Origin of the sequence: Caulobacter segnis, from assembly GCF_023935105.1 — a bacterium.
Taxonomy (GTDB): domain Bacteria; phylum Pseudomonadota; class Alphaproteobacteria; order Caulobacterales; family Caulobacteraceae; genus Caulobacter; species Caulobacter segnis_B.
The window spans coordinates 211,816-234,288 of the sequence record NZ_CP096040.1 but is presented as its reverse complement, the minus strand read 5'-3'; the positions used below and the strand labels follow the sequence as shown (position 1 = coordinate 234,288).

Annotated in this window: 17 protein-coding genes and 2 pseudogenes; 9 read left to right on the top strand and 10 right to left on the bottom strand. The window is 70.5% G+C overall.

The genetic code is table 11. The features are described 5' to 3' along the window. The first annotated feature begins 10 nt into the window (after nt 1-10). The 5 genes and pseudogenes from amgK to trxA all read left to right on the top strand — a co-directional run bounded on the left by amgK (nt 11) and on the right by trxA (nt 8,729). Nucleotides 11-1,096: an N-acetylmuramate/N-acetylglucosamine kinase AmgK gene (gene amgK / locus MZV50_RS01195; protein WP_252632588.1), complete on the top strand. Its 1,086-nt coding sequence runs from the start codon at nt 11-13 to the stop codon at nt 1,094-1,096. Continuing rightward, nucleotides 1,093-1,818 carry an N-acetylmuramate alpha-1-phosphate uridylyltransferase MurU gene (gene murU / locus MZV50_RS01190; protein WP_252632587.1) on the top strand — a complete coding sequence of 242 codons (726 nt, stop codon included), beginning with the start codon at nt 1,093-1,095 and terminating at the stop codon, nt 1,816-1,818. Before amgK ends, murU begins: the two co-directional genes overlap by 4 nt. Next, nucleotides 1,815-4,801 (top strand): annotated as a pseudogene (gene addB, locus MZV50_RS01185) (double-strand break repair protein AddB). The gene murU and the pseudogene addB overlap by 4 nt, the downstream one beginning before the upstream one ends. Before the next feature lie 14 nt (nt 4,802-4,815). Next, a complete protein-coding gene (addA, locus tag MZV50_RS01180) occupies nt 4,816-8,277 on the top strand; it encodes a double-strand break repair helicase AddA (RefSeq protein ID WP_252635327.1) in 3,462 nt (1,153 codons plus the stop codon). 119 nt (nt 8,278-8,396) lie between these two features. After that, nucleotides 8,397-8,729, top strand: coding sequence for a thioredoxin (trxA, locus tag MZV50_RS01175; protein ID WP_252632586.1), 333 nt, complete (start codon nt 8,397-8,399; stop codon nt 8,727-8,729). A 67-nt stretch (nt 8,730-8,796) separates the two neighbouring features. Here trxA and MZV50_RS01170 read toward each other — a convergent pair whose 3' ends face one another. The 10 genes and pseudogenes from MZV50_RS01170 to MZV50_RS01125 form a co-directional block, all read right to left on the bottom strand. Then, the gene (locus tag MZV50_RS01170) at nt 8,797-8,904 is read right to left on the bottom strand and encodes a hypothetical protein (RefSeq protein WP_252632584.1); all 108 of its coding nucleotides are present in this window, start codon (nt 8,902-8,904) and stop codon (nt 8,797-8,799) included. Between the two features lie 113 nt (nt 8,905-9,017). Then, entirely contained in the window at nt 9,018-9,353 is a 336-nt protein-coding gene (locus MZV50_RS01165) for a hypothetical protein (RefSeq protein WP_252632582.1), read from the bottom strand. A 57-nt stretch (nt 9,354-9,410) separates the two neighbouring features. Further along, nucleotides 9,411-10,724, bottom strand: coding sequence for a bifunctional folylpolyglutamate synthase/dihydrofolate synthase (locus MZV50_RS01160; RefSeq protein ID WP_252632580.1), 1,314 nt, complete (start codon nt 10,722-10,724; stop codon nt 9,411-9,413). 8 nt (nt 10,725-10,732) lie between these two features. Then, nucleotides 10,733-11,656, bottom strand: a complete 924-nt coding sequence (locus MZV50_RS01155) for an acetyl-CoA carboxylase carboxyltransferase subunit beta (protein WP_252632579.1) — start codon at nt 11,654-11,656, stop codon at nt 10,733-10,735. A gap of 12 nt (nt 11,657-11,668) precedes the next feature. Next, the gene (trpA, locus tag MZV50_RS01150; RefSeq protein WP_252632578.1) at nt 11,669-12,496 is read right to left on the bottom strand and encodes a tryptophan synthase subunit alpha; all 828 of its coding nucleotides are present in this window, start codon (nt 12,494-12,496) and stop codon (nt 11,669-11,671) included. A gap of 7 nt (nt 12,497-12,503) precedes the next feature. Beyond that, nucleotides 12,504-13,724 carry a tryptophan synthase subunit beta gene (gene trpB / locus MZV50_RS01145; protein ID WP_252632577.1) on the bottom strand — a complete coding sequence of 407 codons (1,221 nt, stop codon included), beginning with the start codon at nt 13,722-13,724 and terminating at the stop codon, nt 12,504-12,506. A gap of 15 nt (nt 13,725-13,739) precedes the next feature. Beyond that, nucleotides 13,740-14,381: a phosphoribosylanthranilate isomerase gene (locus MZV50_RS01140; RefSeq protein ID WP_252632576.1), complete on the bottom strand. Its 642-nt coding sequence runs from the start codon at nt 14,379-14,381 to the stop codon at nt 13,740-13,742. A gap of 48 nt (nt 14,382-14,429) precedes the next feature. Then, nucleotides 14,430-14,699, bottom strand: coding sequence for an usg protein (locus MZV50_RS01135; RefSeq protein ID WP_252632574.1), 270 nt, complete (start codon nt 14,697-14,699; stop codon nt 14,430-14,432). Between the two features lie 630 nt (nt 14,700-15,329). Then, a pseudogene (locus MZV50_RS01130) lies at nt 15,330-15,419 on the bottom strand (hypothetical protein); the annotation flags it as partial. Nucleotides 15,420-15,619: 200 nt separating this feature from the next. Continuing rightward, nucleotides 15,620-17,905, bottom strand: coding sequence for an NADP-dependent malic enzyme (locus MZV50_RS01125; RefSeq protein WP_252632573.1), 2,286 nt, complete (start codon nt 17,903-17,905; stop codon nt 15,620-15,622). A gap of 249 nt (nt 17,906-18,154) precedes the next feature. Between MZV50_RS01125 and dapB the strand changes: the two genes are divergently transcribed. From dapB to MZV50_RS01105, 4 genes are read left to right on the top strand one after another with little or no spacing between them, the layout of a single operon-like run. After that, complete coding sequence (gene dapB / locus MZV50_RS01120) at nt 18,155-18,943, top strand: 4-hydroxy-tetrahydrodipicolinate reductase (RefSeq protein WP_252632571.1); 789 nt, start codon at nt 18,155-18,157, stop codon at nt 18,941-18,943. A 51-nt stretch (nt 18,944-18,994) separates the two neighbouring features. Beyond that, on the top strand, nt 18,995-20,641 hold the full coding sequence (locus tag MZV50_RS01115; protein WP_252632569.1) for a hypothetical protein: 1,647 nt from the start codon (nt 18,995-18,997) through the stop codon (nt 20,639-20,641). Between the two features lie 38 nt (nt 20,642-20,679). Then, the gene (locus MZV50_RS01110; protein ID WP_252632568.1) at nt 20,680-22,245 is read left to right on the top strand and encodes an intermembrane phospholipid transport protein YdbH family protein; all 1,566 of its coding nucleotides are present in this window, start codon (nt 20,680-20,682) and stop codon (nt 22,243-22,245) included. 35 nt (nt 22,246-22,280) lie between these two features. Continuing rightward, nucleotides 22,281-22,466, top strand: a complete 186-nt coding sequence (locus MZV50_RS01105) for a YnbE family lipoprotein (protein ID WP_252632567.1) — start codon at nt 22,281-22,283, stop codon at nt 22,464-22,466. The last annotated feature ends 7 nt before the right edge of the window (nt 22,467-22,473 follow it).

Below are 22,473 nucleotides of genomic sequence, written 5' to 3'. Positions count from 1 at the left end.
GCGGCCCCATATGTCCGAGAGAGAGACGGCCAAGGCCGCGTTCCTTGCCGCCAATGGCTTCGGCGACGTCCGCCGCCAGCCGCTGGGCGGCGACGCCTCGACGCGGAGCTACGAGCGCCTGCATCGTGGAGACGAGCGCTTCATCTTCATGGACCAGCCTCCAGCGCTGGAAAGCGTCGTCTGCCCGCCGGGCGCTACCGACGCCGAACGCCTGGCGCTGGGTTACAACGCCGCCGCCCGCTTGGCCGCCGGCTCCGTCGCCGCCTTCGTGGCCACGGCCGACTATCTGCGCCAGCGCGGCCTCTCGGCCCCGCGTATCTTCGCCTATGACGTCGGGCAGGGTTTGGCGGTGCTGGAGGACCTGGGCGACGGCCTCTACGCCACCCTGATCGCCGAGGGTCAGGACGAGCGGCCGCTTTACGAAGCCGCCGTGGACCTGCAGGTGGCCCTGCACGCCGAGACGCCGCCGGATGTGCTGGCTGTCGACGAGATCCGCTGGCCGCTGCTGACCTACGACACCCTGGCCCTCAAGCACGCCACCGACACCTTCCTGGAATGGTGGCCACAGTTCGCCGGCATCCCGGCCTTCGCCCCGGACGCCGTGGCCGAATGGGACGCGCTGTGGGCGCCGGTCTGGGTGCGCGGCGAGGCCGGGGCCAACGTCTTCACCCACCGCGACTATCACGCCCAGAACCTGCTGTGGCTGCCGGAGCGGGAGGGCGTGGCGCGGGTCGGTCTGCTGGACTTCCAGGACGCCCTGCGCGCCCACCCGGCCTGGGACCTCACGCACCTGCTGCAGGACGCCCGCCGCGACGTGTCGCCGGAACTGGAGACGACCATGCTGGACCGCTACATGGCCGCCCGCCCCAGCATCGAGCGCGAGGCCTTCATCGCCGACTACCGCGCCCTGGCCGCCTCGAACGCCGCGCGCATCCTCGGCCGCGTCTTCGCTCGCCAGGCCCTGCTGGGTCGCCGCCAGTACGAAGCCTACATGCCGCGCACCTGGCGCTACCTGGAGCGGAACCTGAACGATCCGGCGATGGCCGGCCTCAAGGCCTGGTTCGACCGCTACGTCCCAGCGGAGGCTCGCCGATGAGCGGTCCGAAAGTCGCTATGGTGCTGGCCGCAGGCCTCGGCACCCGCATGCGCCCCCTGACCAACGACAGGCCCAAGGCCCTGGTCGAGGTCGCCGGCAAGGCGCTGATCGACCACATGCTGGATCGCCTGGTCGCCGCCGGGGTCGAGACCGCCGTGGTCAATGTCCACTACTTCGCCGACCTGGTCGAAGCCCACTTGAAGGCCCGCGAGGCCAAGGGCCTCGGCCCGCGCATCGTCATCTCCGACGAACGCGCCCAGGCCCTGGAGACCGGCGGCGGGATCAAGCACGCCCTGCCGCTGCTGGGCGAGGGTCCGGTGTTCGTGGCCAATATCGACTCGATCTGGATCGAGCACGCTGGCGCGGCCGTCGACGCCGTGGCCGCGGCCTGGGATCCCGAGGCGATGGACGTCTGCCTGATGCTGGCCTCGACCGCCGGCTCGCTGGGCTTTCACGACAGCGGCGACGTGTTCCTGAGCGACGATGGCCTGGTCCGCTTCAAGGACCCCGGCGAGATGGCCCCGCTGGTCTATGTCGGCGTCCACATCTGCAAGCCGGCGATCACCGCCGATGGGCCGGAAGGGCCGTTCTCGCTGCTGCCGCTGTGGAAGCGGCTGGCCGCCGACCACCGCGTCCACGGCGTTGCCCCCGCTGGCCTCTGGATGCACGTCGGCGATCCCGACGCCAAGCTGGCGGCCGAGGCCAGGCTCGCTCAGGAATGAGCGGCCCGGCCCCCTTCTTCGAAAGACCGGGGCCGCGCTGGTTCTCGATCCCCGCCCACCGGCCGTTCGTCGACGATCTGGCGCGCGGCCTGCTGAACGCCCTGGAGCCGCTCGGCCCCGAGGCCCTGCCCCGCGCCACCGTCTTGACCCCGACCCGCCGCGGCGCCCGCGCCCTGGCCGACGCCTTCCTGGCGGTCGGCGGCGGGCGGGCCCTGCTGCTGCCGCAGATCCGGCCGCTGGGCGACCTCGACGAAGGCGAGCCGCCGTTCGAGCCGGGCGACCTGGCCCTTGATCTGCCGCCCGCCATCTCCTCCCGCCGCCGCCGGTTCGAGCTGGCGCGTCTGGTCGTCGACCACGGCGACAAGCTGTCGTTCAAGCCCGGCCCCGTGCAGGCCCTGGAGCTGGCCAAGGCGCTGTCGGACTTCCTCGACAGCTGCCAGATCGAGGAGATCGCCTTCGAGGACCGGCTGGACGGCTTGGCCGAGGGCGACCTGGCCCAGCACTGGCAGGTCTCGGCTCGGTTCCTGAAGGCCGTGCTCCGCGCCTGGCCCCAGCGGCTGGAGGCGCTGGGCCTGATCGACGTCTCCGAGCGCCGGGTGAGACTGCTCCGCGCCCTGGAGGCGCAGTGGTCCGAGAACCCGCCGACCGAGGTGCTGGTCGCCGCCGGCTCGACCGGCACCGCCCCGGCCACCGCCGACCTGCTGCGCGTCGTCGCCGCCGCCCCGAAGGGCGCGGTGGTCCTGCCTGGCCTCGACGAAGACCTGGCCGAGAGCGCCTGGACGCAGATCGAAGGCTCTCAGGGCGAGCAGCATCCGCAAGGCGCGATGAAGCGGCTGCTGGACCGCGCCGGCGTCTCGCGCGCCGACGTCCGCGCCTGGGTCCCCGACGTCGACAGCCGCGGCCGCTGGCGGCGGCGGATCGTCAACGAGGCGCTGCGCCCGGCCGAGGCCACCGCCGACTGGCTGGCCCAGATCGCCGCCCTGCGCGCCGAGGCTCCCGGCCTGGACCCCATCGCCGAGGGCCTGACCGGCTTCTCGGTCATCGCCGCACGCGCCGAGGAGGAGGCCGCCGGGGCCTGCGCCTTGCTGCTGCGCGAGGCGCTGGAGGATCCCGAGCGGACCGCCGCCCTGGTCACGCCTGACCAGACCCTGGCCCGGCGGGTGATGACCCGCCTGCAGCGGTGGGGCGTCATCCCCGACAGCTCGGCCGGCGCGCCCTGGCCGCCGCCGGCGCGGCGATCCTGGCCCTGCACCTGGCGCGCCTGGTCGAAGAGCCGCTGAATCCGGTCCGCCTGTTGGCCTTCGTCAAGCACCCGCTGGTTCTGGGTGAAGACGAGGCCCCGGCCGCCGCCCAGTTGGAACGCAAGGGCCTGCGCGGCGCCGCGCCGGGTTCGAAGGCCGTGCTGCGCGCCCGGCTGAAGGACGCCCCGGAGGCCCTGGCCCTATGTGACCGCGTCCTGGCCGCCATCGACCACGCCGCCGCGCCCTATGTCGACGGGTTCGCCCGGCCATGCCATGCCGCCCAGGCCCTGGTCGAGGCGCTGGAAGGGCTGATCGCCCCGAACCGGCTGTGGGCCGGCGGGGCCGGTGAGTGCCTGGGCGCCCTGATGGCCGCCCTGATCCAGGACGGCGAGCCGCTGCCCGACGCCTCACCCCAGGCCTTCGCCGACATCCTGGACCGGCTGGTCAACGAGGAGACCGTCCGCGTCGGCGGCGCCACCCATCCCCGCTTGAGGATTCTGGGCGCCATCGAGGCCCGCCTGGTCCGCGCCGATCGTCTGGTGCTGGCCGGCCTCGAGGAGGGCGTCTGGCCGCGGGGCGCGCCGATCGACCCGTTCCTGTCGCGGCCCATGCGCTCGCGCCTGGGCCTGCCACCGCCCGAGCGCCGCGTGGGCCTGACCGCCCACGACTTCGCCCAGGCCGCCAGCGCCCCGGATGTGGTGCTGGTCCACTGCGAGCGACGCGGCGGCGCGCCAGCGGTAGAGTCGCGATGGCTGTGGCGGCTGAAAACCCTGGCCGCCGGGGCGAGCCTGACCCTGCCGCGCCGCGATGACGTGCTGGACTGGGTCCGCGCCCTCGACGCGCCCGCCCCCTACGCCCCGATAGGCCGCCCGGCCCCGGTCCCGCCCGTCGAGGACCGGCCGCGCAAGATGGCCGTCACCCGCATCGAGGCCCTGACCCGCGATCCCTACGCCGTCTGGGCCCGCGACATCCTGAAGCTCTATCCGCTGGAGCGCCCCGACGAGCCGGTCGAGGCCCGGGCGCGCGGCACGGCCATCCACGCGGCGTTCGAGACCTTCGCCGAGCTGTTCCCCGACGCCATGCCGGCCGACGCGGCCGCCGTGTTCGAGAAGCTCTACGTCGAGGCCCTGGTCGGCGCCGGCATGCCGCCGACGGCTCTGGCCCGCGAAAAGGCGCTGGCCCGCGAGGCCGCCCTGTGGGTCGCCGACTGGGAGCGCCAGCGCCGCGCGACCGCCCGCAAGGTCGTGGTCGAGGCGGCGGGCGAGCTGGCCCTGTCGATCAACGGCCGCCCCTTCACCCTGACCGCCAAGGCCGACCGTATCGAGCCGACCGCCGATGGGACCGCCCACATCCTCGACTACAAGACCGGGGCAGCACCGTCGCAGAAACAGGTCGACACCGGCTTCTCGCCGCAACTGACCCTGACGGCGGCGATCCTGATGCACGGCGGCTTCCCGGACCTGGGCAAGCCCACGCCCGGCGACCTGACCTATGTTCGCGTCACCGGCCGGCGTCCCGCCGGCGAAGAACAGGTTCGCGCCCTGGCGGGCGAGGAAAGCATCGCGGCGGCGACCAAGGCGCTGGACGGCCTCTCGACCCTGATCGCCCGCTATGACGACCCGGCCGAGCCCTACCGTTCGCGGGTCGCGCCGCAGTTCGTCAAGGAGCACCCTGGCGACTACGCCCACCTGGCCCGCGTGTTCGAGTGGTCGACCAGCGGCGACGACGGGGAGGGCGAATGAGCGCGCCCCCGCAGATGCTCGATCCCCAACGCATCGCCGCTGATCCGGCGATCTCGGCCTTCGTCACGGCCAATGCCGGCTCGGGCAAGACCAAGACCCTGATCGACCGGGTCGCACGCCTGCTGCTGGCGCGGGTCAAGCCCGAGGCGATCCTGTGCGTGACCTATACCAAGGCCGCCGCCGCCGAGATGCAGCGGCGCCTGTTCGAGCGGCTGGGCAAGTGGTCGGTGACCAGCGACGCGGATCTGCGCGCCGAGCTGGCCAAGCTGGTCGGCGAAGCCGAGGCCATCTACGACGCCAAGCGCCTGTCGGAAGCCCGCGCCCTGTTCGCCCAAGCCCTGGAAACCCCCGGCGGCCTGAAGATCCAGACCATCCACGCCTTCTGCGAGAAGCTGCTGCGGCGCTTCCCGCTGGAGGCCGGGGTCTCGCCCGGCTTCACGGTGATGGACGACCAGGCCGGCGCCGCCATCGCCCGCGCCGCCCGCCGCGCCACCGCCCACTGGGTCGACAGCCACCAGGACGCCTTCGCCGAGGCCTATGCCCGTTTCTCGGTGGCGCTGGACTTCCAGAGCTTCGAGAACATGTTCGCCGGCTTCGAGACCCGGCGCGGCCAGATCATGGACTATGTCCGGCGCTGCGGCGGCCTCACCGAAGCCATGGCAGACGCCTGGGCGCGCTGCGGTTTCGAAGCGCCGACCTCGGCCGCCGATCTCGCGGCTCAGGCCATGGCGCGACTGGACCTCGGCGCCTGGCGAGCGGCGGCCACGGTGTTGTTTGACGGCGGCGGCAAGCAGGACGCCAAATATGCCGAGGCGCTGGCGGCCGTGGCCCACGATCCAGACGCCACGCTGGATCTGGCCCTGCGCGCCCTGTTCACCGAAGGCGGCGAGGGCACGCCGGCGACCTGGCCGGCCAAGACCTCGGGCCTGAAGAGCCGCGAGGACCTGCGCGAGGCGCTGCTGCTCGACCAGGCCAAGCTGGAGGCCGCCCGCGAGCGGTCCCGCGCCGCCAAGGTCGCCGAGGACACCGCCGACGCCCTGCGCCTGGCGGTGCTCTATGTGGAATCGCATCGGATCGAGAAGGAAGCGCGGGGCGCGCTGGACTTCACCGACCTGATCGACAAGGCCCGGGTGCTGCTGACCGAGAAGGTCGAGGCCGCCTGGGTGCTCTACAAGCTGGACGGCGGCGTCGACCACATCCTGCTGGACGAGGCTCAGGACACCGCGCCCGAGCAGTGGGAGATCCTGCGCGCCCTGACCGCCGACTTCTTCGCCGGCGAGACGTCCGAAGGCTGGAGCGGTCGGCGGGCCGAGCGGACCCTGTTTGTGGTCGGCGACGAGAAGCAGTCGATCTACTCCTTCCAGGGCGCCGATCCGCAGCGGCTGCTGATCGAGACCCAAGGCTACATCGCCCGCATCGAGGCGGTCGGCGCGGTCGGCAAGGGCGTGCCGCTGACCGTGTCGTACCGCTCGACCCGCGAAGTGCTGAGCTTCGTCGACGCCCTGTTCTCCGATCCAGAGACCCGCGAGGGCGTGCCGCCGCCGGTGGGTCAGGACCTAGTCCGCCACGAGCTGTTTCGCCACGGCCATCCCGGCTGCGTCGACCTGTGGCCGCTGACCCGCGAGCTGCCCGGCGAGGAGCGCGAGGCCTGGGAGAAGCCGCTCGACGAGGAGGGCGAGCGCAGCGCCAACCGCCGCCTGGCCGAGGCCATCGCCGCCGAGACGGCCGCGATCCTGCAGCGCGGCGACGCGGTCTTCGACAAGGAGATCGGCCGACATCGCGCCGCCCATGCCGGCGATATTCTGGTGCTGGTCCGCCGCCGCAAGGTGCTGTTCGAGGAGATCCTGCGGGCTCTGAAGCGGCGTGGCGTGCCGGTGGCCGGGGCCGACCGCCTGTCGCTGTCCAGCCACATCGCCTTCGAGGACCTGCTGGCCCTGGGGCGGTTCATCCTGTTCCCGGACGACGACCTGACCCTAGCCGCCCTCTTGAAGACGCCGTTCTGCGCGCTGACCGACGAAGACGTCTACGCCCTGGCCAAGGGCCGCCGCGCCACGCTGTGGGCCGAGCTGCGCCGGCGAGGCGAGGAACGTCCCGAATGGACGGCGGCGCGGACCGTCCTGGACTGGGCTCTGACCGAGGGCCGCCGTCGACAGCCGTTCGAGTTCTTCGCCGGCTGGCTGGGCCTGTCTGACGCCGACGGCCGCTCGCACCGCGCCAAGGTGCTGACCCGCCTGGGGGCCGAGGCCGAGGAGGCGCTGGACGAGTTCCTGGCCCAGGTCATGGAGGCCGAGCAGCGGGGCGTCCGCGACCTGGAGGCCTTGGTCGCGGACTTCGCGGCCCTGGACATCGTGGTCAAGCGCGAGATGGAAGGCGCCCGCCGCGAGGTGCGGGTGATGACCGCCCACGGCTCCAAGGGCCTGGAGGCGCCGATCGTCTTCCTGCCCGAGACCACCGTAAAGCGCGGGGCCGGCGGCTCGCCGCTGCTGGTCACCGAGGACGGCGCGCTCTTGTGGTGCGGCTCGAGCAAGGGCGACTGCGACGCCTCGGCCAGGGCCCGCAAGCTGCGCGAGGACAAAGAGAGCCAGGAGGCCCTGCGCCTGCTGTACGTGGCCCTGACCCGAGCGCGGGACCGGCTGATCCTGTGTGGCCGCATCGACGCCCGCACCAAGGACGACAAGGTCGGCGGCTGGTACGCCTCCGCTCGTGCCGCCTTCGCCCATACCGACATTGCGCCTGAGGTGCGGACGATTGGCGACGAGGAAACCGGCTTCCTGCGCTACGGCCCCGATCCCCTCCCCGCGCCGCGTGTCGAGGAGGACCTCCGCGTCTTGGCGAGCGCCCCCGCCTGGATCCGGGCCGAGGCGCCGCCAGAGCCGGCCGCCGCCCGCTACGCCGCCCCGTCGCGGATCGAGGACAACGCCCGCGTTCCGGCGCCCTCGCCGTTGGCCCGCGTTTCGGGCCTGGGCCGTTATCGCCGGGGCGAGATCGTTCACAAGCTGCTGCAGCTGCTGCCCGACGTCACGCCGGACCAGCGCGCCGGCGCCGCCCGCCGCCTGCTGGCCGCCGAGCGCGACCTGACCGACGACCAGCGCGAGGAGATGGCCGCCGCCGCATTCGGCGTGCTGGACGATACGCGGTTCGCCGCCGTCTTCGGCCCCGGCTCGCGGGCCGAGGTCGCCCTGGCCGGGACCAGCGCCCACCTGCCCAAGGGCCTGGCGGTCTCGGGTCGCGTCGACCGGCTGGTGGTCGATGAAGGTCGCGTCCTGGTCATCGATTACAAGACCAACCGGCCCTCGCCGGACCAGATCGAGGACGCCGACCCGGCCTATCTGGCCCAGATGGCGGTCTATGCCGCCGTGCTGCGCGAGGTGTTCCCCGGTCGGACCGTCGAGGCGGCGCTGGTGTGGACGGACGGCCCCAAACTGATGCCGGTTCCAGAAAAGGTGATGGCCGACGCACTCGCCCGCCTGGCTTAGGCCGTTGCCGGAGGGATCATGGCCTCTTACATCTTCGACAAGCGATCGGAGCGAATCCGGTCACATTGACCTTATCGCGTCCTCCGCGCCGAGCGCGTGACGCCAGACTGGAGCAAGCCATGAGCACCGTTGCGGTGACCGACGCCACCTTCGAAGCCGACGTCCTGAAGGCCAGCAAGCCCGTGCTGGTGGACTTCTGGGCCGAGTGGTGCGGCCCCTGTAAGCAGATCGCCCCGGCCCTGGAGCAGATCTCGGAAGAGCTGGCCGACGTCGTCACCGTCGCCAAGGTCAATATCGAGGACAGCCCGACGACCCCGTCGCGCTACGGCGTCCGCGGCATCCCGACCATGATGCTGTTCCGCGATGGCCAGATGACCTCGATGAAGGTCGGCGCCATGCCCAAGGCCAAGATCCTGGAATGGCTGAACGAAGCCGGCGTCCAACCGGCCTGACCGGCTTTTCTTCCGAAACTGAAGACGCCCGCTCCGGTCTCCCGGGGCGGGCGTTTTTCGTTGAGCGCTATTTCTTGCCGGTGACGATGAACGGCGAAGCGGCGACCGGCGGCGGCTTCTTGTCGGCCTTCGGTTTGCGGATTTCCTTGTTCGACTTCTTCTGACCCTTGGCCATCGGTGGTTCCTGCCAGGACGATCGCGCTCGCCGAGGATGTCCGACGGGCCGCGCCGCCCTATCGGCGTACGGCAGCCTTACGCCCCGTCGATGCGCAACGCCATGGCCAGCGCTCAGCCCGCCGCGTAGCCCAGCGCGGTGAACTGCTGCTTGAACAGCAGGAAGCCCGCCAGACCCGCCAGGGCGATCACCGCCATAAGCGCCCAACCGGCCGGCGTCAGGGTCTTGCGCTCGACGTCGCGATACGGCCAGCGATCGCCGCCGATCAGGAAGAACAGGCCGAAGACCAGCATCATGGGCACGAAGGCGAAGGCCTTCACGTCGTAGTCGACTACCGGCGCATGGCTCTGGGCCGCCTGCAACGGCTTCAGGATCGCGATCCAGCCCATGAAGACGCCGATCGCCAGACAGGCCAGACCGCCCAGGCGGTAGAGGAAGGTCATGGTCATGCGGAATCTCTCCAAGGCCAGGCTTCCCTAGAGCGGCGAACTCGACCTTGGGTTCCGTCAGGACGGCCAGGTCTCGGGGCTCATCGCCAGCACTTCGCCGGCCAGGTAGAGCGAGCCGCAGATCAGGACATGGGGCGTCGGCTCCAGCGCCAGGGCCCGTTCGAGGGCGTCCTCGACGCTGTCGCAGGCCGCGGCGCGCAGCCCGGCCAGTTCGGCCGAGGCGGCGGTCTCGGCGGCGCTGGCGGCGGCTTGGCCTTCGAAGGTCACCGCGAAGACCTTGGCCGCCACGCCCCGGAAGGCCCCGAAAAAGCCTGTCGCGTCCTTGTTGGCCAGCAGGCCCGAGATCAGCGCCACCGGCCGGCCATCGCGGGCGGCCAAGTCGGCGACGGCGCGGGAGACCGCCCGGCCGGCATGCGGATTGTGGCCGCCGTCCAGCCACAGGTCGGCGCCGGCCGCCTTGGCGCGCTCGGCCAACGGGCCGGCGGTCAGGCGCTGAAAGCGGGCGGGCCAGACCGTGGCCGCGATCCCGCGCCCCATGGCCGCCTCGTCGATGCGCGGATCGCCCAGGGCCAGCAGGGCGGCGACCGCCAGACCGGCGTTGGCGAACTGGTGCTCGCCCGGCAAGGACGGCGCGGGCAGGTCCAGCAGGTGATCCTGCGTCTGGACCAGCAGCCGGCCGCCTTCGTTCCAGGCGTCGAAGTCGCGGCCCATCAGGGTCAACTCGACCCCGGCCAGGGCGGCGGCGGTGTCGATCACGTCCTCGGCCTGGACCTGCTGCCGGGCCGAGACGGCCGGGGCGCCGGGCTTGATGATCCCGGCCTTCTCGAAGGCGATCTTGTCGATCGTGTCGCCGAGAAACTCCCGGTGATCGATGTCGACCGGGGCGATGACGCTGACCTTGGGCGTCACGACGTTGGTCGCGTCGAGTATGCCGCCCAGTCCGACCTCGATGATGCAGAGATCGGCCGGAACCTCGGCGAAGGCGACGAAGGCCGCGGCCGTGGTGATCTCGAAGAAGGTGATCGGCTGGCCGGCATTGGCGGCCTCGACCCGGTCCAGCACGCCGGCCAGGTGGGCGTCGGTGATCAGGGTCCCGGCCAGCCGGATGCGCTCGGCGAAACGGACCAGATGCGGCGAGGTGAAGACGTGAACCTTCAGGCCAGCGGCTTCAGCCATGGCCCGCAGACAGGCGACCGTCGAGCCCTTGCCGTTGGTGCCGGCGACGTGGATGACGGGCGGCAGGCGGTCTTGCGGATCGCCCAGCGCCGCGCACAGCCGCCGCATCCGGTCCAGCGACAGGTCGATCAGCTTGGGATGCAGCGCCTTCAGCCGCTCCAGGGCGGCGTCATGGGCGCGGAGCAGCTCAGCCAAGGCGGCGCTCAGGCCGCCTTGCGGTTGCGGCCCATCATCAGGGTGCCGAGGATCGAGCCCAGCACCTCGGGGAGGTCCTTGCGGTGCGTGACGCGGTCGACCATGCCCTTTTCGACCAGATATTCCGAGCGCTGGAAGCCCGGCGGCAGGGTCTCGCGGATGGTCTGCTCGATGACGCGCGGACCGGCGAAGCCGATCAGGGCGCCCGGCTCGGCCAGGTGGACGTCGCCCAGCATGGCGTAGGAGGCGGTGACGCCGCCGGTGGTCGGGTCGGTGAGGACCACGACGTAGGGCAGGGCCGCGTCCTTCAGCTCGTTGATCGCCAGGGTGGTGCGGGCCATCTGCATCAGCGACAGCGCGCCTTCCTGCATGCGGGCCCCGCCGGCGGCGGTGAAGGCGATCATCGGGACCTGGCGTTCCAGCGCGGCCTTGGCGGCGGCGATGAAGCCGTCACCGGCGGCCATGCCCAGCGAGCCGCCCATGAAGGCGAAGTCCTGGACCAGCACCACGGCGTCAACGCCGGCCACCTTGCCGTAGCCGATGGCCATGGCGTCCGGCTCGCCGGTCGCCTTGCGGGCCGCGACCAGGCGGTCCTTGTAGGGCTTGCCATCCGAGAAGTGCAGCGGATCCTCGACGACCGCCGGAGTCGGCAGGGCCTCGTACTGGCCATCGTCGAAGGTGAACTTGAAGCGGGCTTCCGGCCCGATCCGCATGTGGCGACCGGCCGGCGTGACCCACAGGGCCGCCTCCAGGTCGGAGCGGAAGATCATTTCGCCCGTGTCTGGGCATTTGACCCAAAGGTTCTCGGGCGTCTCGCGCTTGGCGAACGCGCCGCGCACACCCGGCGCGATCCGCGACAGCCAGCCGCCTCGGCGGTCGGTAGCCACTTTCTTGTCGCCCTTCTTCGGGTCCTGGGGTTCAGCCATAGCCATAGCCTTAGAGCCTCACTTCGTCCCGACTCGCGCCGAACGCACAGCCTTAGCCAGCTCCGACGCTTTTAGAAGAACCTTGTCAGTCACGTTTTCGTTCAACCGCGCCGCGGATTCGATTTCATCCACGAGCGCCGAACCCACCACCGCCGCGTCGGCCACGCGGGCCACCTCGGCGGCGCGTTCGGCCGTGCGGATGCCGAAGCCGACCGCGACCGGCAGGCCCGAGGCCTTGCGGATGCGTTCGACCGCCGGCGCCACGGCGTCGGCGTCGGCTTCCTTGACGCCGGTCACCCCGGCGACCGAGACGTAATAGACGAAGCCCGAGGTGCGGCGGATCACGGCCGGCAGGCGCTTGTCATCCGTCGTCGGCGAGGCCAGGCGGATCAGCGCGAGACCTTCGGCCTCCAGCGCGTCCGACAGCGGATCGGCTTCTTCCGGCGGACAATCGACCACGATCAGACCGTCGACACCGGCTTCGTTGGCCTGCTTGGCGAAGGTCTCGAAACCGCGGTTCACCAGCGGATTCAGATAGCCCATCAGGATGATCGGCGTGTCCTGGTCGCCTTCGCGGAAGGCGCGGACGATGTCCAGCGTGCCGTTCAGCGTCATCTTCTGGGCCAGGGCGCGCTGGCTGGCGCGCTGGATGGTCGGGCCCTCGGCCATCGGGTCCGAGAACGGGAAGCCCAGCTCGATGATGTCGGCGCCGGCGGCCGGCAGGCCCTTGACGATCTCGAGCGCGGTCGCCGCGTCCGGATCGCCGGCCATGACATAGGCCACGAAAGCGGCGCGGCCCCCGGCCTTCAGCGCCGCGAAGCGACGGTCGATACGGTCCTTGGTCATACGGCCTCTAGATCGTCCGCCCGAGCGCGTCGGCGACGGTGAAGATGTCCTTGTCGCCTCGGCCCGACAGGCAGAGCACGATCACGCCGCCCTCGCCGATCTCCTTGGCCAGCTGGGGCAGCTTGGCCAGGGCGTGGGCGCTTTCCAGGGCGGGAATGATGCCCTCGAGTTCGGCGCACAGCTGGAAGGCCTTCAGGGCCTCGTCGTCGGTGCAGGTCAGGTATTGGGCCCGGCCGATGTCGTGCAGGAACGAGTGCTCCGGCCCGATGCCCGGATAGTCCAGCCCCGCCGAGATCGAGTGGGCGTCCAGGATCTGGCCGTCGTCGTCCTGCAGCAGGTAGGTCTTGTTGCCGTGCAGCACGCCTGGGCGGCCGCCGGTCAGGGACGCGGCGTGCTTGTCGGTCTCCAGCCCGTGGCCCGAGGCCTCGACGCCGTAGATCTTGACGCTCTCGTCGGCCAGGAACGGGTGGAACATGCCGATGGCGTTCGAACCACCGCCGACGCAGGCCACGACGGCGTCTGGAAGCCGGCCCTCGGCTTCCTGGATCTGTTCGCGGGTCTCGCTGCCGATCACCGCCTGGAAGTCTCGGACCATGGCGGGATAGGGGTGCGGACCGGCGGCGGTGCCGATCATGTAGTAGGTGTCGTGCACGTTGGTGACCCAGTCGCGCATCGCCTCGTTCATGGCGTCCTTCAGGGTCGCCGCGCCCGAGGTCACCGGTCGCACTTCGGCGCCCAGGAGGTTCATGCGGAAGACATTGGGCTTCTGCCGGGCGACGTCGACGGCGCCCATATAGACGACGCAGGGCAGGCCGAAGCGGGCCGTGACGGTCGCGCTGGCCACGCCGTGCTGGCCGGCGCCGGTCTCGGCGATGATCCGCGTCTTGCCCATGCGCTGGGCCAGCAGGATCTGGCCCATGCAGTTGTTGATCTTGTGCGCGCCGGTGTGGTTCAGCTCCTCGCGCTTGAAATAGATCTTGGCGCCGCCGAGATGCTTGCTGAGCCGTTCGGCGAAATAGAGCGGCGAAGGGCGGCCCACATAATGGGTCAGGTAGCCCTTCAGCTCTTTCTGGAAGCTGGGATCGTTCTTGGCCTCGGTGTAGGCGCGGTCCAGCTCGAGCACGAGCGGCATCAGGGTTTCGGCCACATAGAGGCCGCCATAGTCGCCGAAGCGGCCCTTGGCGTCCGGATAGGCGGACCAGTCGTTAGGCTTGTTGGGGGCGTTCAAAGGCTCATCCAAAAGCTAGACGCGTTTGACGGCGTCGAGAAACGCCGAGATCAGAGCGGGGTCCTTTAGGCCCGGACCGCGCTCCACGCCAGAGGAAACGTCGACGATCGGGGTTCCGGAGACCCGGATCGCCTCGGCGACGTTCCATGGGTCCAGCCCTCCGGCCAGGAAATGTGGGCGAGAAAAACGCCGGCCTTCGAGCAGTCCCCAGTCGAACCTTGCGCCCGTGCCGCCCGGCAAGGCGGAACCTTCCACGGGCTTGGCGTCGAACATCAGGTGCTCGGCGACGGAGTCGAAGGCGGCGGCCTGGTCGACATCGGCCGACGCGGCGACCGAGAAGGCCTTGATCACGCCGACGCCGGACCGGGCGGCGATCTCGCGGACCCGCGAGGGCGTCTCCTTGCCATGCACCTGGATCAGGTCGGGCTTCATCGTGGCCATCAGGCGGTCGATCAGGGCGTCGTCGGGATCGACCGTCACGGCCACCGTCTTCACGCCGCGACCGCGAACCGGCTCGACCAGCCGCGCCGCCGTTTCGGGCGCGACGTTGCGCGGGCTCTTCTCGAAGAAGACGAAGCCCAGGAAAGCCGCCCCGCCGTCGAAGGCGGCCTTCACCGTCTCGGGCGTCGACAGTCCGCAGATCTTGGCCGTGGTCATCGCGGGGGAGTTACGGTCCGGAAGGCCCTGGCGCAAGCCCAGCAAATCTCAATGCAGCGTGAGCACCCCGTTCACGGCCCGCCATTCGCGGGGTCCGACCAGCCGGTTGTGGGCGATGCTGACCGAGTGCAGCACCCCGTCCAGCTCGCGGCTCCAGAAGTCGAGGAAGCCCTTCAGGGTCGGGAATTTCGGGGCCAGGTCGTACTCCTGCCAGACATAGAGCTGCAGCAGGTGGGGGTGATCGGGCAGGTGATAATGGATCTCGGCCGTGGTCAGGCCATAGCCCTGCAGCTGCAGTTCGAACGCACTGAACGCCATCGAGGACACTCCACGCGAAAGAGAGGAGAAGCGTCCGCCTGCTGAGCGAGTCGCTCAAGAGACGCGTTGTCGCACGACGGCGCCGCTTCACGCGGCGTGCCGCTGAAGGCATGGAAAGGGACGCGGAGCGCCGGGCGTCGCCCGGAGGATGAGCAGTTTGATACCGTTTCGACGAAGCCAGGACGCTCCGCGTAGTTCGTTATTCGGTGAGCCCGCGAGGCGGCGGGGTCTTAACCCGCTCCCACGAGAGGCCCCCGACGGGCGGGCCAGGGCGACGACCCCGGTCCCGGAACGCTCGGGCGATTTCAGCCCGGACCTGCCGCGTTCGCCTGATCTTCGCCGCCCCCTAAGGGAAGGATCTGGGGCTTCGTCCCGATGTTTCAGGGAGCCCGCATCTGGATCCGTCGCGAAGACGAGCCTCCCGAGAGAGACCCGGCGAGCGCTTCCCGCTCGACCACCCCTGACAGCCGTCTCGATCGCCGGCCGGACGTCCCTTCCGAGCCATCAGGTGACAAGCAGTATGAGGGTGGGATTCAACGCGGATCATTCAAGAGCGCGTAAAATCGACAAGCGCTTGATTTCGCTGGGTTCGATATCGTGAATTCCGAGGATACAGCCGCTCTAATCCCCTTACTCGCCCCCTCCGCGCCTGCGGCGCTCCTCCCCCGGAGGGGGAAGAAGGACGGCGGGGATCACCTTCCGCCCCCTTTGGGGGCGGACGACCACGCGCAGCGTGGTCAGGTGGGGGCCAGCGGCGCTGGCCGCTCCATCCCTTGTAAGGGCCGGCCGGCGCCGCAAGGGGTTGGACGCCGGCCGGAGGGCTTACGCGTCGGCGTACTGTTGCCGACAGGATTTAGATGGGACCGGACGCCCGGCGTTGAAGAGCGTGCGGCGCCCTGTCGCGGCGGCTTTGGCCGAGCCTACGCCGCCGCGTCATCCTCCGGTTGGTCGTAGGCGGCCATCATCGCCATGTTCAGGATCTTGGACACCGAGGCGGACAGCGGCGCAATCTGCACCGATTTGCCCAGGCCCAGCAGCACCGGCCCGATCACCGTGGCGCCGCCCAGCGACTGCACCAGCTTGGTGGCGATCGAGGCCGAGTGGATGGCCGGCATGATCAGGATGTTGGCGCTGTCGGTCAGGCGCATGAACGGATAGTTGGCGCGCTTTTCAGGATCCAGGGCCAGCTCGGGCGGCATCTCGCCCTCGTACTCGAAGTCGACGGTCATCTCGTCGAGCATGGCCACCGCCTCGCGCACCTTCTCCGAGCGCAGGCCCATCGGATTGCCGAAGGTCGAGTAGCTCATGAAGGCCACGCGCGGCTTGAAGCCCAGGCGCTTGACGGCGCGAGCCGCCTCGCAGGCGATCTCGACGATCTCGTCGGCTTCGGGCAGCTCGGTGACGTTGGTGTCGGCCACGAAGATCGTGCGGCCCTTGGCCAGCACCACCGACATGCCCATGATCCGGCCGCCGGGGGCCGGGTCGATCACCCGCAACACCTCTTCCAGCGCCTGGTCGAAGCTGCGGGTCACGCCGGTGACCATGCCGTCGGCCTCGCCCAGCGCCACCATTGAGGCGGCGAAGCTGTTGCGGTCCTGGTTGATCAGGCGCTGGACGTCGCGCTTCAGATAGCCCTGGCGTTGCAGGCGCGAATAGAGGGCGTCGACATAGTCCGGATTGCGATCGGACAGCCGGGCGTTGACGATCTCCAGGTCGGCGGTCTCGGGATCCAGGCCGACCAGCTTCATGTTCTCGTGCACCAGGTTCTCGCGGCCGCACAGGATGGCCCGGCCATAGCCGCCGGTCTGATAGGCGTAGGCGGCGCGGATGACGCTGGGATCCTCGCCCTCGGCGAACACGATGCGCTTGGGATTGGCCAGGACCGCGCCCGAGATCTTCTGCAGGAAGCCGGCGGTCGGATCCAGGCGCTGGGCCAGGCTGGCGCGATAGGCGTCCATGTCGGCGATCGGCCGGCGGGCGACGCCGGTGTCCATCGCCGCCTGGGCCACGAACGGCGGCACGTACCAGATCAGGCGCGGATCGAAGGCCGACGGAATGATGTAGTTGGGGCCGAACTTCAGCTGACGGCCATGATAGGCGGCGGCGACCTCATCTGGCACGTCCTCGCGGGCCAGCATGGCCAGAGCCTGGGCGCAGGCGATCTTCATCTCGTGATTGACGCGGCGGGCCCGCACGTCCAGCGCGCCGCGGAAGATGTAGGGGAAGCCCAGGACGTTGTTGACCTGGTTGGGATAGTCCGACCGGCCCGTGCCCATGATCGCGTCCTTGCGGACCTTGTGCACCTCTTCGGGCGTGATCTCGGGATCAGGATTGGCCATGGCGAAGATGACCGGATTGGGGGCCATCGTCGCGATCATCTCAGGCGTGAAGGCACCCTTGGCGGAAAGTCCCAGCAGCACGTCGGCGCCTTCAACCGCATCGGCCAGGGTGCGCTTGTCGGTCTTGACCGCGTGGGCGCTCTTCCACTGGTTCATGCCCTCGGTGCGGCCCTCGTAGAGCACGCCCTTGGAGTCGACCGCGATGACATTGCCCGGGCGCACGCCCATGGCCTTGATCAGCTCCAGCGAGGCGATGCCCGCCGCGCCAGGACCGTTCAGCACGACCTTCACGTCCTCCAGCTTCTTGCCGGTGATGTGGCAGGCGTTGATCAGGCCGGCGGCGCAGATGATGGCCGTGCCGTGCTGGTCGTCGTGGAACACCGGGATGTCCAGCAGGTCCTGCAGCTCGGTCTCGATGCGGAAACACTCGGGGCTCTTGATGTCCTCCAGATTGATGCCGCCGAAGGTGACGCCGATGTTCTTGACCACCGTGATGATCTCGTCGGGATCCTTGGAGCTCACCTCGATGTCGATCGAGTCGACGTCGCCGAAGCGCTTGAAAAGGACGCTCTTGCCTTCCATCACGGGCTTGGAGGCGAGCGCGCCCAGGTCGCCCAGGCCCAGGATCGCGGTGCCGTTGGAGATCACCGCCACCAGGTTGCCCTTGGAGGTGTACTCGTAGGCCAGGTCCGGATCGGCGGCGATGGCGTGGACGGGCACGGCGACGCCCGGCGAATAGGCCAGCGACAGGTCGCGCTGGGTGGCCATCGGCTTGGTCGGCACGATGGCGATCTTGCCGGGGGTCGGATAGCGGTGGAAGGCCAAGGCCTCCGCGTCCGTGAAGGTCTTGCGTTCCGCGTCGCTCATTCGGCGTTTCCCATTCCTGCTGCGCAAGTTGAAGAGGGGACGCGCCGATCCATGCGAACGCGCCCTTATGCGCGACCAGCGTAACGAGCGGGAGGGAGCGTCACAACCGGTCGAAGCTCGAAAAACTCCAGCAAACGCTTGTTGGAATTGGCGTTGCGTCAACGTCGCTGACCTTCGGGAAGCGGACGCGAGGTTGACCTTCGGGGGCGGATTGGGCGATTTGCTCGGCACGTTGTCCTGGAGCCGGTCTTGTCCCAGCCTGTGAAGATCGCCGTCGCCGGCGCCCTTGGCCGCATGGGCCAAGCCGTGATCCAGACGCTGGACGGCCGGGCCGACGCGGTGCTGGCCGCGCGCTTTGACCGCCCGGGCGCCGAGGGCGAGCACCTGGTCAGCGCCGACGCCGCCCTGGCCGCCGCCGACGCCGTGATCGATTTCACCCTTCCCGAGGCCTCGGCGCTCCTGGCCGAGGCCGCCGCCGCCCGCGCCGTGCATCATAGCCACGCCCCGGCCCTGGTGATCGGCTCGACCGGTTTTTCCGACGGCCAGCTGGCCCGCATCGACGCCGCCGCGACGAGGATCGCCATCGTCCGCTCGGGCAACTATTCGCTGGGCGTCAACATGCTGATGGGCCTGGTGCGCCAGGCGGCCGCCGCCCTGACGGCCCAGGACTGGGACATCGAGGTCTACGAGGCCCATCACAAGCGCAAGGTCGACGCCCCCTCGGGCACGGCGCTGATGCTGGGCGAGGCCGCCGCCGACGGACGCGGGGTCGGGCTAGGCCAGGTCGCCGACCGCGGCCGCGACGGCGTCACCGGTCCCCGCAAGGAGGGCGCGATCGGCTTCTCGGTCGTGCGCGGCGGCGGGATCATCGGCGAGCACAGCGTGATCTTCGCCGGCGAGTCCGAGAGCCTGACCCTGTCGCACTCGGCCATCGACCGGGGTCTGTTCGCGCGCGGCGCCATCGCCGCCGCCGTCTGGGTCAGGGGCAAGCCGCCCGGCCTCTATGACATGCAAGACGTGCTGGGTTTTTCGAAATAGGGATCTAAAGCTTAGCCGGGGGGCTTCTTAGGGATCAGATTTCCAGGACCTATGGCCGACGCCACCACCCCGCCCGAACCGAAGACCTCGCCCCCCGGCGCCGGGACGAAGCGCGCCTGGGATCGCGCGCGGCTGGTCGATCTGGGCCTGGAAGCGGTGTCGCTGTCGATGCTGGCCTTCATCGCGACCGGCCTGGTGGTCTGGTCGGGCCGGCGCGAGATCAGCCGCGAACTGGCCGAGGCCTGGCTGCGCGACCACGGGATCGAGGCCGCCGTCGAGCTGGACGACCTGGACGCCACCGGCTTCACCGGCCGGGTCCGCCTAGGCGCGCGCGACAATCCCGTGTTCTCCGCCGACCGGCTGGAGGTCGCCTATGATCTCTCCGCGCCGTGGAATGGCGAGAAGTTCGGCGTCCAGACCCGCGCCGTGCGCCTGGTCCGGCCCCGCGTGCGCGCCAGCATCGACGAGAAGGGCCAGGTGCGCTTCGGCGCGCTGCAGCCGCTGATCGACGAGGCGCTGAAGTCGCCGAAGAAGCCCAACGTCCCAGGCCCAGCCATCCTGGTCGAGGACGCGCGCCTGGACCTGGTCACCCCCGGCGGCAACGCCCGGATCACCGGCGACGCCAGCCTGGACGACGGCCAGCTCCTGCGCTTCGACGGCCGCCTGGCGCCGCTGCGCTACGCCGCCCGGAACCTGGCCCTGGACAGCAAGGGCGCGACTGTCTCGGCCCGCAAGCGCGGCGACCGGCTGACCGTCGAGGTCTCACTGGCCATCGACAGCCTGGACAGCGAGGCCGCCGACCTGACCGGCGCCACCGCCACGCTGTCGGCCGACCTGCCCTATCCGGATCTGGCCAAGCTGAGCGCCAGCGGACCGCTGGAGGCGCGGCTGGCCGTGCGCGCCGACGGCGGCCGGTTGGGCGAAAGCCAGGCCGAGGACCTGGCTGGCGACCTGACCCTGGCGGGCCGTATCGAGGGCGGGCCCGACAATTTCGCCTTCCTGGGCCGCTCGCGCGGGGCCTTGCGCGGTGCGCGGCTGTCGGCCCCGTCGCTGGACGCTCGTGACGCCAGCCTGGCCCTGGACATCACCCGCGTCTCGGCCGGCCGCGCCCAGGGGCAGATCACCGCGCGCGGCGCGGCCAGCGCCGAGTTGCGGGCCAGCGAGGCCGTGGCCGCCGGAACGGCCGTACGCGGCCTGCGGGCCGGCGCGCGCTCGGACACTCTGGGCCTGACGGCCCGCGACAAGACCGTCTCGGTCAGCGGTCCCTTGGCCATCGACGCCGAGGCCGCGCGGCTGGCCGGCGGGGCCCTGGCGCTGGCTTCGGCCCGTCTGAACGCCAAGGGCCGGATCGACCACGGGCCGCGAGGCCTGACCCTGGCGCTGGACGGCTCGGCCGGCGGCCACAGCGGAATCTCCGCCCCCGACGCCCAGCGCCTGGCGGCCCTGATCCCCAACCCCGCCTACGGCAAGCCGCTGGCCCAGGCCCTGCGGACCTTCGACCTGTCGCTGCCGGCCGTCGGCCTGGACCTGCGGGACGGCCGCGCGCACGTGAGCCTGGCCCGCGAGGCGCGGCTTTCCGCCCCCAATGGCGTGATCCTAACCGCCGCCGCGCCGAACGGCCTGCTGCTGGACGCCGGCCCGGACGGCGCGCGCGGGGGCTGCGGGCCTCGCTGTCGGGCGGCAGCCTGCCGGTCGTGAAGGTCCTCGCCCCGGCCTGGCGCGCGAAGGACGGGGTGATGACCTCGCCCCTCTCGATCGCCACCGAGGCTTTCGACCTGCTCCCGATCCAGGGCGTCACCGGGGCCATCGACGGTCAGGCGCGCATCGCCGGCGGCCGTTTCACCCTGACCACGGCCAAGTGCGTTCCGATCACCGCCAAGGCCTACGCCCTGGGCGAGAACCCGGTCACCGACATCAAGGCCAGTCTCTGCCCCGCCAAGGCCCCGCTGGTCGCGGCCGGGGCCAACGGCTGGAGCGCGGCCTTGCGCTTCGAGAACGGCGAGGGGTTACTGGCCGTGGCCCAGGCCAAGCTGCAGAACGTCAAGGGCGAGGCGACCTTCGGCGGGGCCGGCGGTTTCGACCGAGCCAGCGTCCGGGTCGACGGCGCGGCGGTGACCGACGCCGCCCCCGAGCGCCGCTTCAACAGCGTTCTCGCCAAGGGTGGCCTCACGCTGTCGGGCGGCGTGTGGGGCGGGACCTTCCAGGGCTCGACGCCGGTGGGTCAGCCGCTGGGTGAGATCCGCCTGCGCCACGTGGTGGCGACCGGCAAGGGCCAGGCCGACATCGACGCCTCGAAACTGGCCTTCGCCAAGGGCGGCCTGCAGCCCGCCGACCTGTCGCCGATGGCCGCCTTCGCCAAGAACGCCCAGGGCCCGGCCAGCTTCACCGGCGTCTTCGCCTGGGACGCGAAAGGCGCGACCAGCCGGGGCCGGCTGGTGGTCGACAAGATGGACTTCACCAGTCCGATCGGCTTCGTGGCCACGCTGGACGGCGCGGTCGACTTCGACAGCCTGGCCCCGCTGACCACCGCCCCGAACCAGACCCTGAAGATCGTCAAGATCGACAGCCTTGTGCCGCTGACGGCGATCGAGTCGGTGTTCCAGCTGGGGGCCGACGCCCTGCACATCTCCAAGGCCACGTTCGAGGCCGCCAAGGGCCGGATCTCGATCGAGCCGACCGACGTGCCGTTCGAACCCGGCAAGACCATCAGCGGCGTCATCGTCATCGAGCATCTGGACCTGGGCGAGGTGCTGGCCGCCTCGTCCCTGGCCGACAAGGTCAAGGCCCAGGCCGTTGTCGACGGCCGCCTGCCCTTCACCTTCGGGCCCGAGGGCCTGCGCTTCCAGCAAGGCAAGATCCAAGCGATCCAGCCCGGCCGTCTGGAGATCGCCCGCAGCGCTCTGACCAATGTCGCCGCCAGCCCCGCCGACGCCCCGGGCGCGCCGCCCGCCCAGCCGGCCCAGGTCAACGCCATCCAGGACTTCGCCTACCAGGCCATGGAGAACCTGGCCTTCGACCAGTTGGAAGCGGGCGTTAACAGCACCGACAAGGGCCGCCTGGGGATCCTGTTCCATATCAAGGGCGAGCATGATCCCAAGGTGGCCGAGAAGGCCCGCGTGGGCATACTGGACCTGATCCGCGGCCGCGCCTTCAACAAGCGCATCGCCCTGCCGGCCAAGACGCCGGTCGACCTGACCCTCGACACGTCGCTGAACTTCGACGAGCTTCTGGCGGCTTGGCGCCGCTCGTTCGCCGACGAGGAGCCGGCGGCCCCAACCCGTTCAGGTCCGGTTCAACCGTGACCGGGCAACCTGATGACGAACTGGAGACCAGACGCATGAGAAAGCGCGCCCTCTTGATGGCCCTGATCGCGACGGGAGCGCTCGGCGCGGCCGCCTGCACGCCCACCGTCCGCGTGAAGGTCGATCCGATCAACATCTACGCCAAGCTGGACGCCGACGTGCGCGTGCGACTGGACAAGGAAGTCCAGACGCTGATCCAGCAAAACCCGAACCTGTTCTAAGAAGGAG

Bases quoted from the DNA above. Each gene is read 5' to 3' on its own strand.
- amgK (WP_252632588.1), top strand. From the start codon at position 11: ATGTCCGAGAGAGAGACGGCCAAGGCCGCGTTCCTTGCCGCCAATGGC.
- murU (WP_252632587.1), top strand. From the start codon at position 1,093: ATGAGCGGTCCGAAAGTCGCTATGGTGCTGGCCGCAGGCCTCGGCACC.
- addA (WP_252635327.1), top strand. From the start codon at position 4,816: ATGCTCGATCCCCAACGCATCGCCGCTGATCCGGCGATCTCGGCCTTC.
- trxA (WP_252632586.1), top strand. From the start codon at position 8,397: ATGAGCACCGTTGCGGTGACCGACGCCACCTTCGAAGCCGACGTCCTG.
- MZV50_RS01170 (WP_252632584.1), bottom strand. From the start codon at position 8,904: ATGGCCAAGGGTCAGAAGAAGTCGAACAAGGAAATCCGCAAACCGAAG.
- MZV50_RS01165 (WP_252632582.1), bottom strand. From the start codon at position 9,353: ATGACCATGACCTTCCTCTACCGCCTGGGCGGTCTGGCCTGTCTGGCG.
- MZV50_RS01155 (WP_252632579.1), bottom strand. From the start codon at position 11,656: ATGGCTATGGCTGAACCCCAGGACCCGAAGAAGGGCGACAAGAAAGTG.
- trpA (WP_252632578.1), bottom strand. From the start codon at position 12,496: ATGACCAAGGACCGTATCGACCGTCGCTTCGCGGCGCTGAAGGCCGGG.
- MZV50_RS01140 (WP_252632576.1), bottom strand. From the start codon at position 14,381: ATGACCACGGCCAAGATCTGCGGACTGTCGACGCCCGAGACGGTGAAG.
- MZV50_RS01135 (WP_252632574.1), bottom strand. From the start codon at position 14,699: ATGGCGTTCAGTGCGTTCGAACTGCAGCTGCAGGGCTATGGCCTGACC.
- MZV50_RS01125 (WP_252632573.1), bottom strand. From the start codon at position 17,905: ATGAGCGACGCGGAACGCAAGACCTTCACGGACGCGGAGGCCTTGGCC.
- MZV50_RS01115 (WP_252632569.1), top strand. From the start codon at position 18,995: ATGGCCGACGCCACCACCCCGCCCGAACCGAAGACCTCGCCCCCCGGC.
- MZV50_RS01110 (WP_252632568.1), top strand. From the start codon at position 20,680: ATGACCTCGCCCCTCTCGATCGCCACCGAGGCTTTCGACCTGCTCCCG.
- MZV50_RS01105 (WP_252632567.1), top strand. From the start codon at position 22,281: ATGAGAAAGCGCGCCCTCTTGATGGCCCTGATCGCGACGGGAGCGCTC.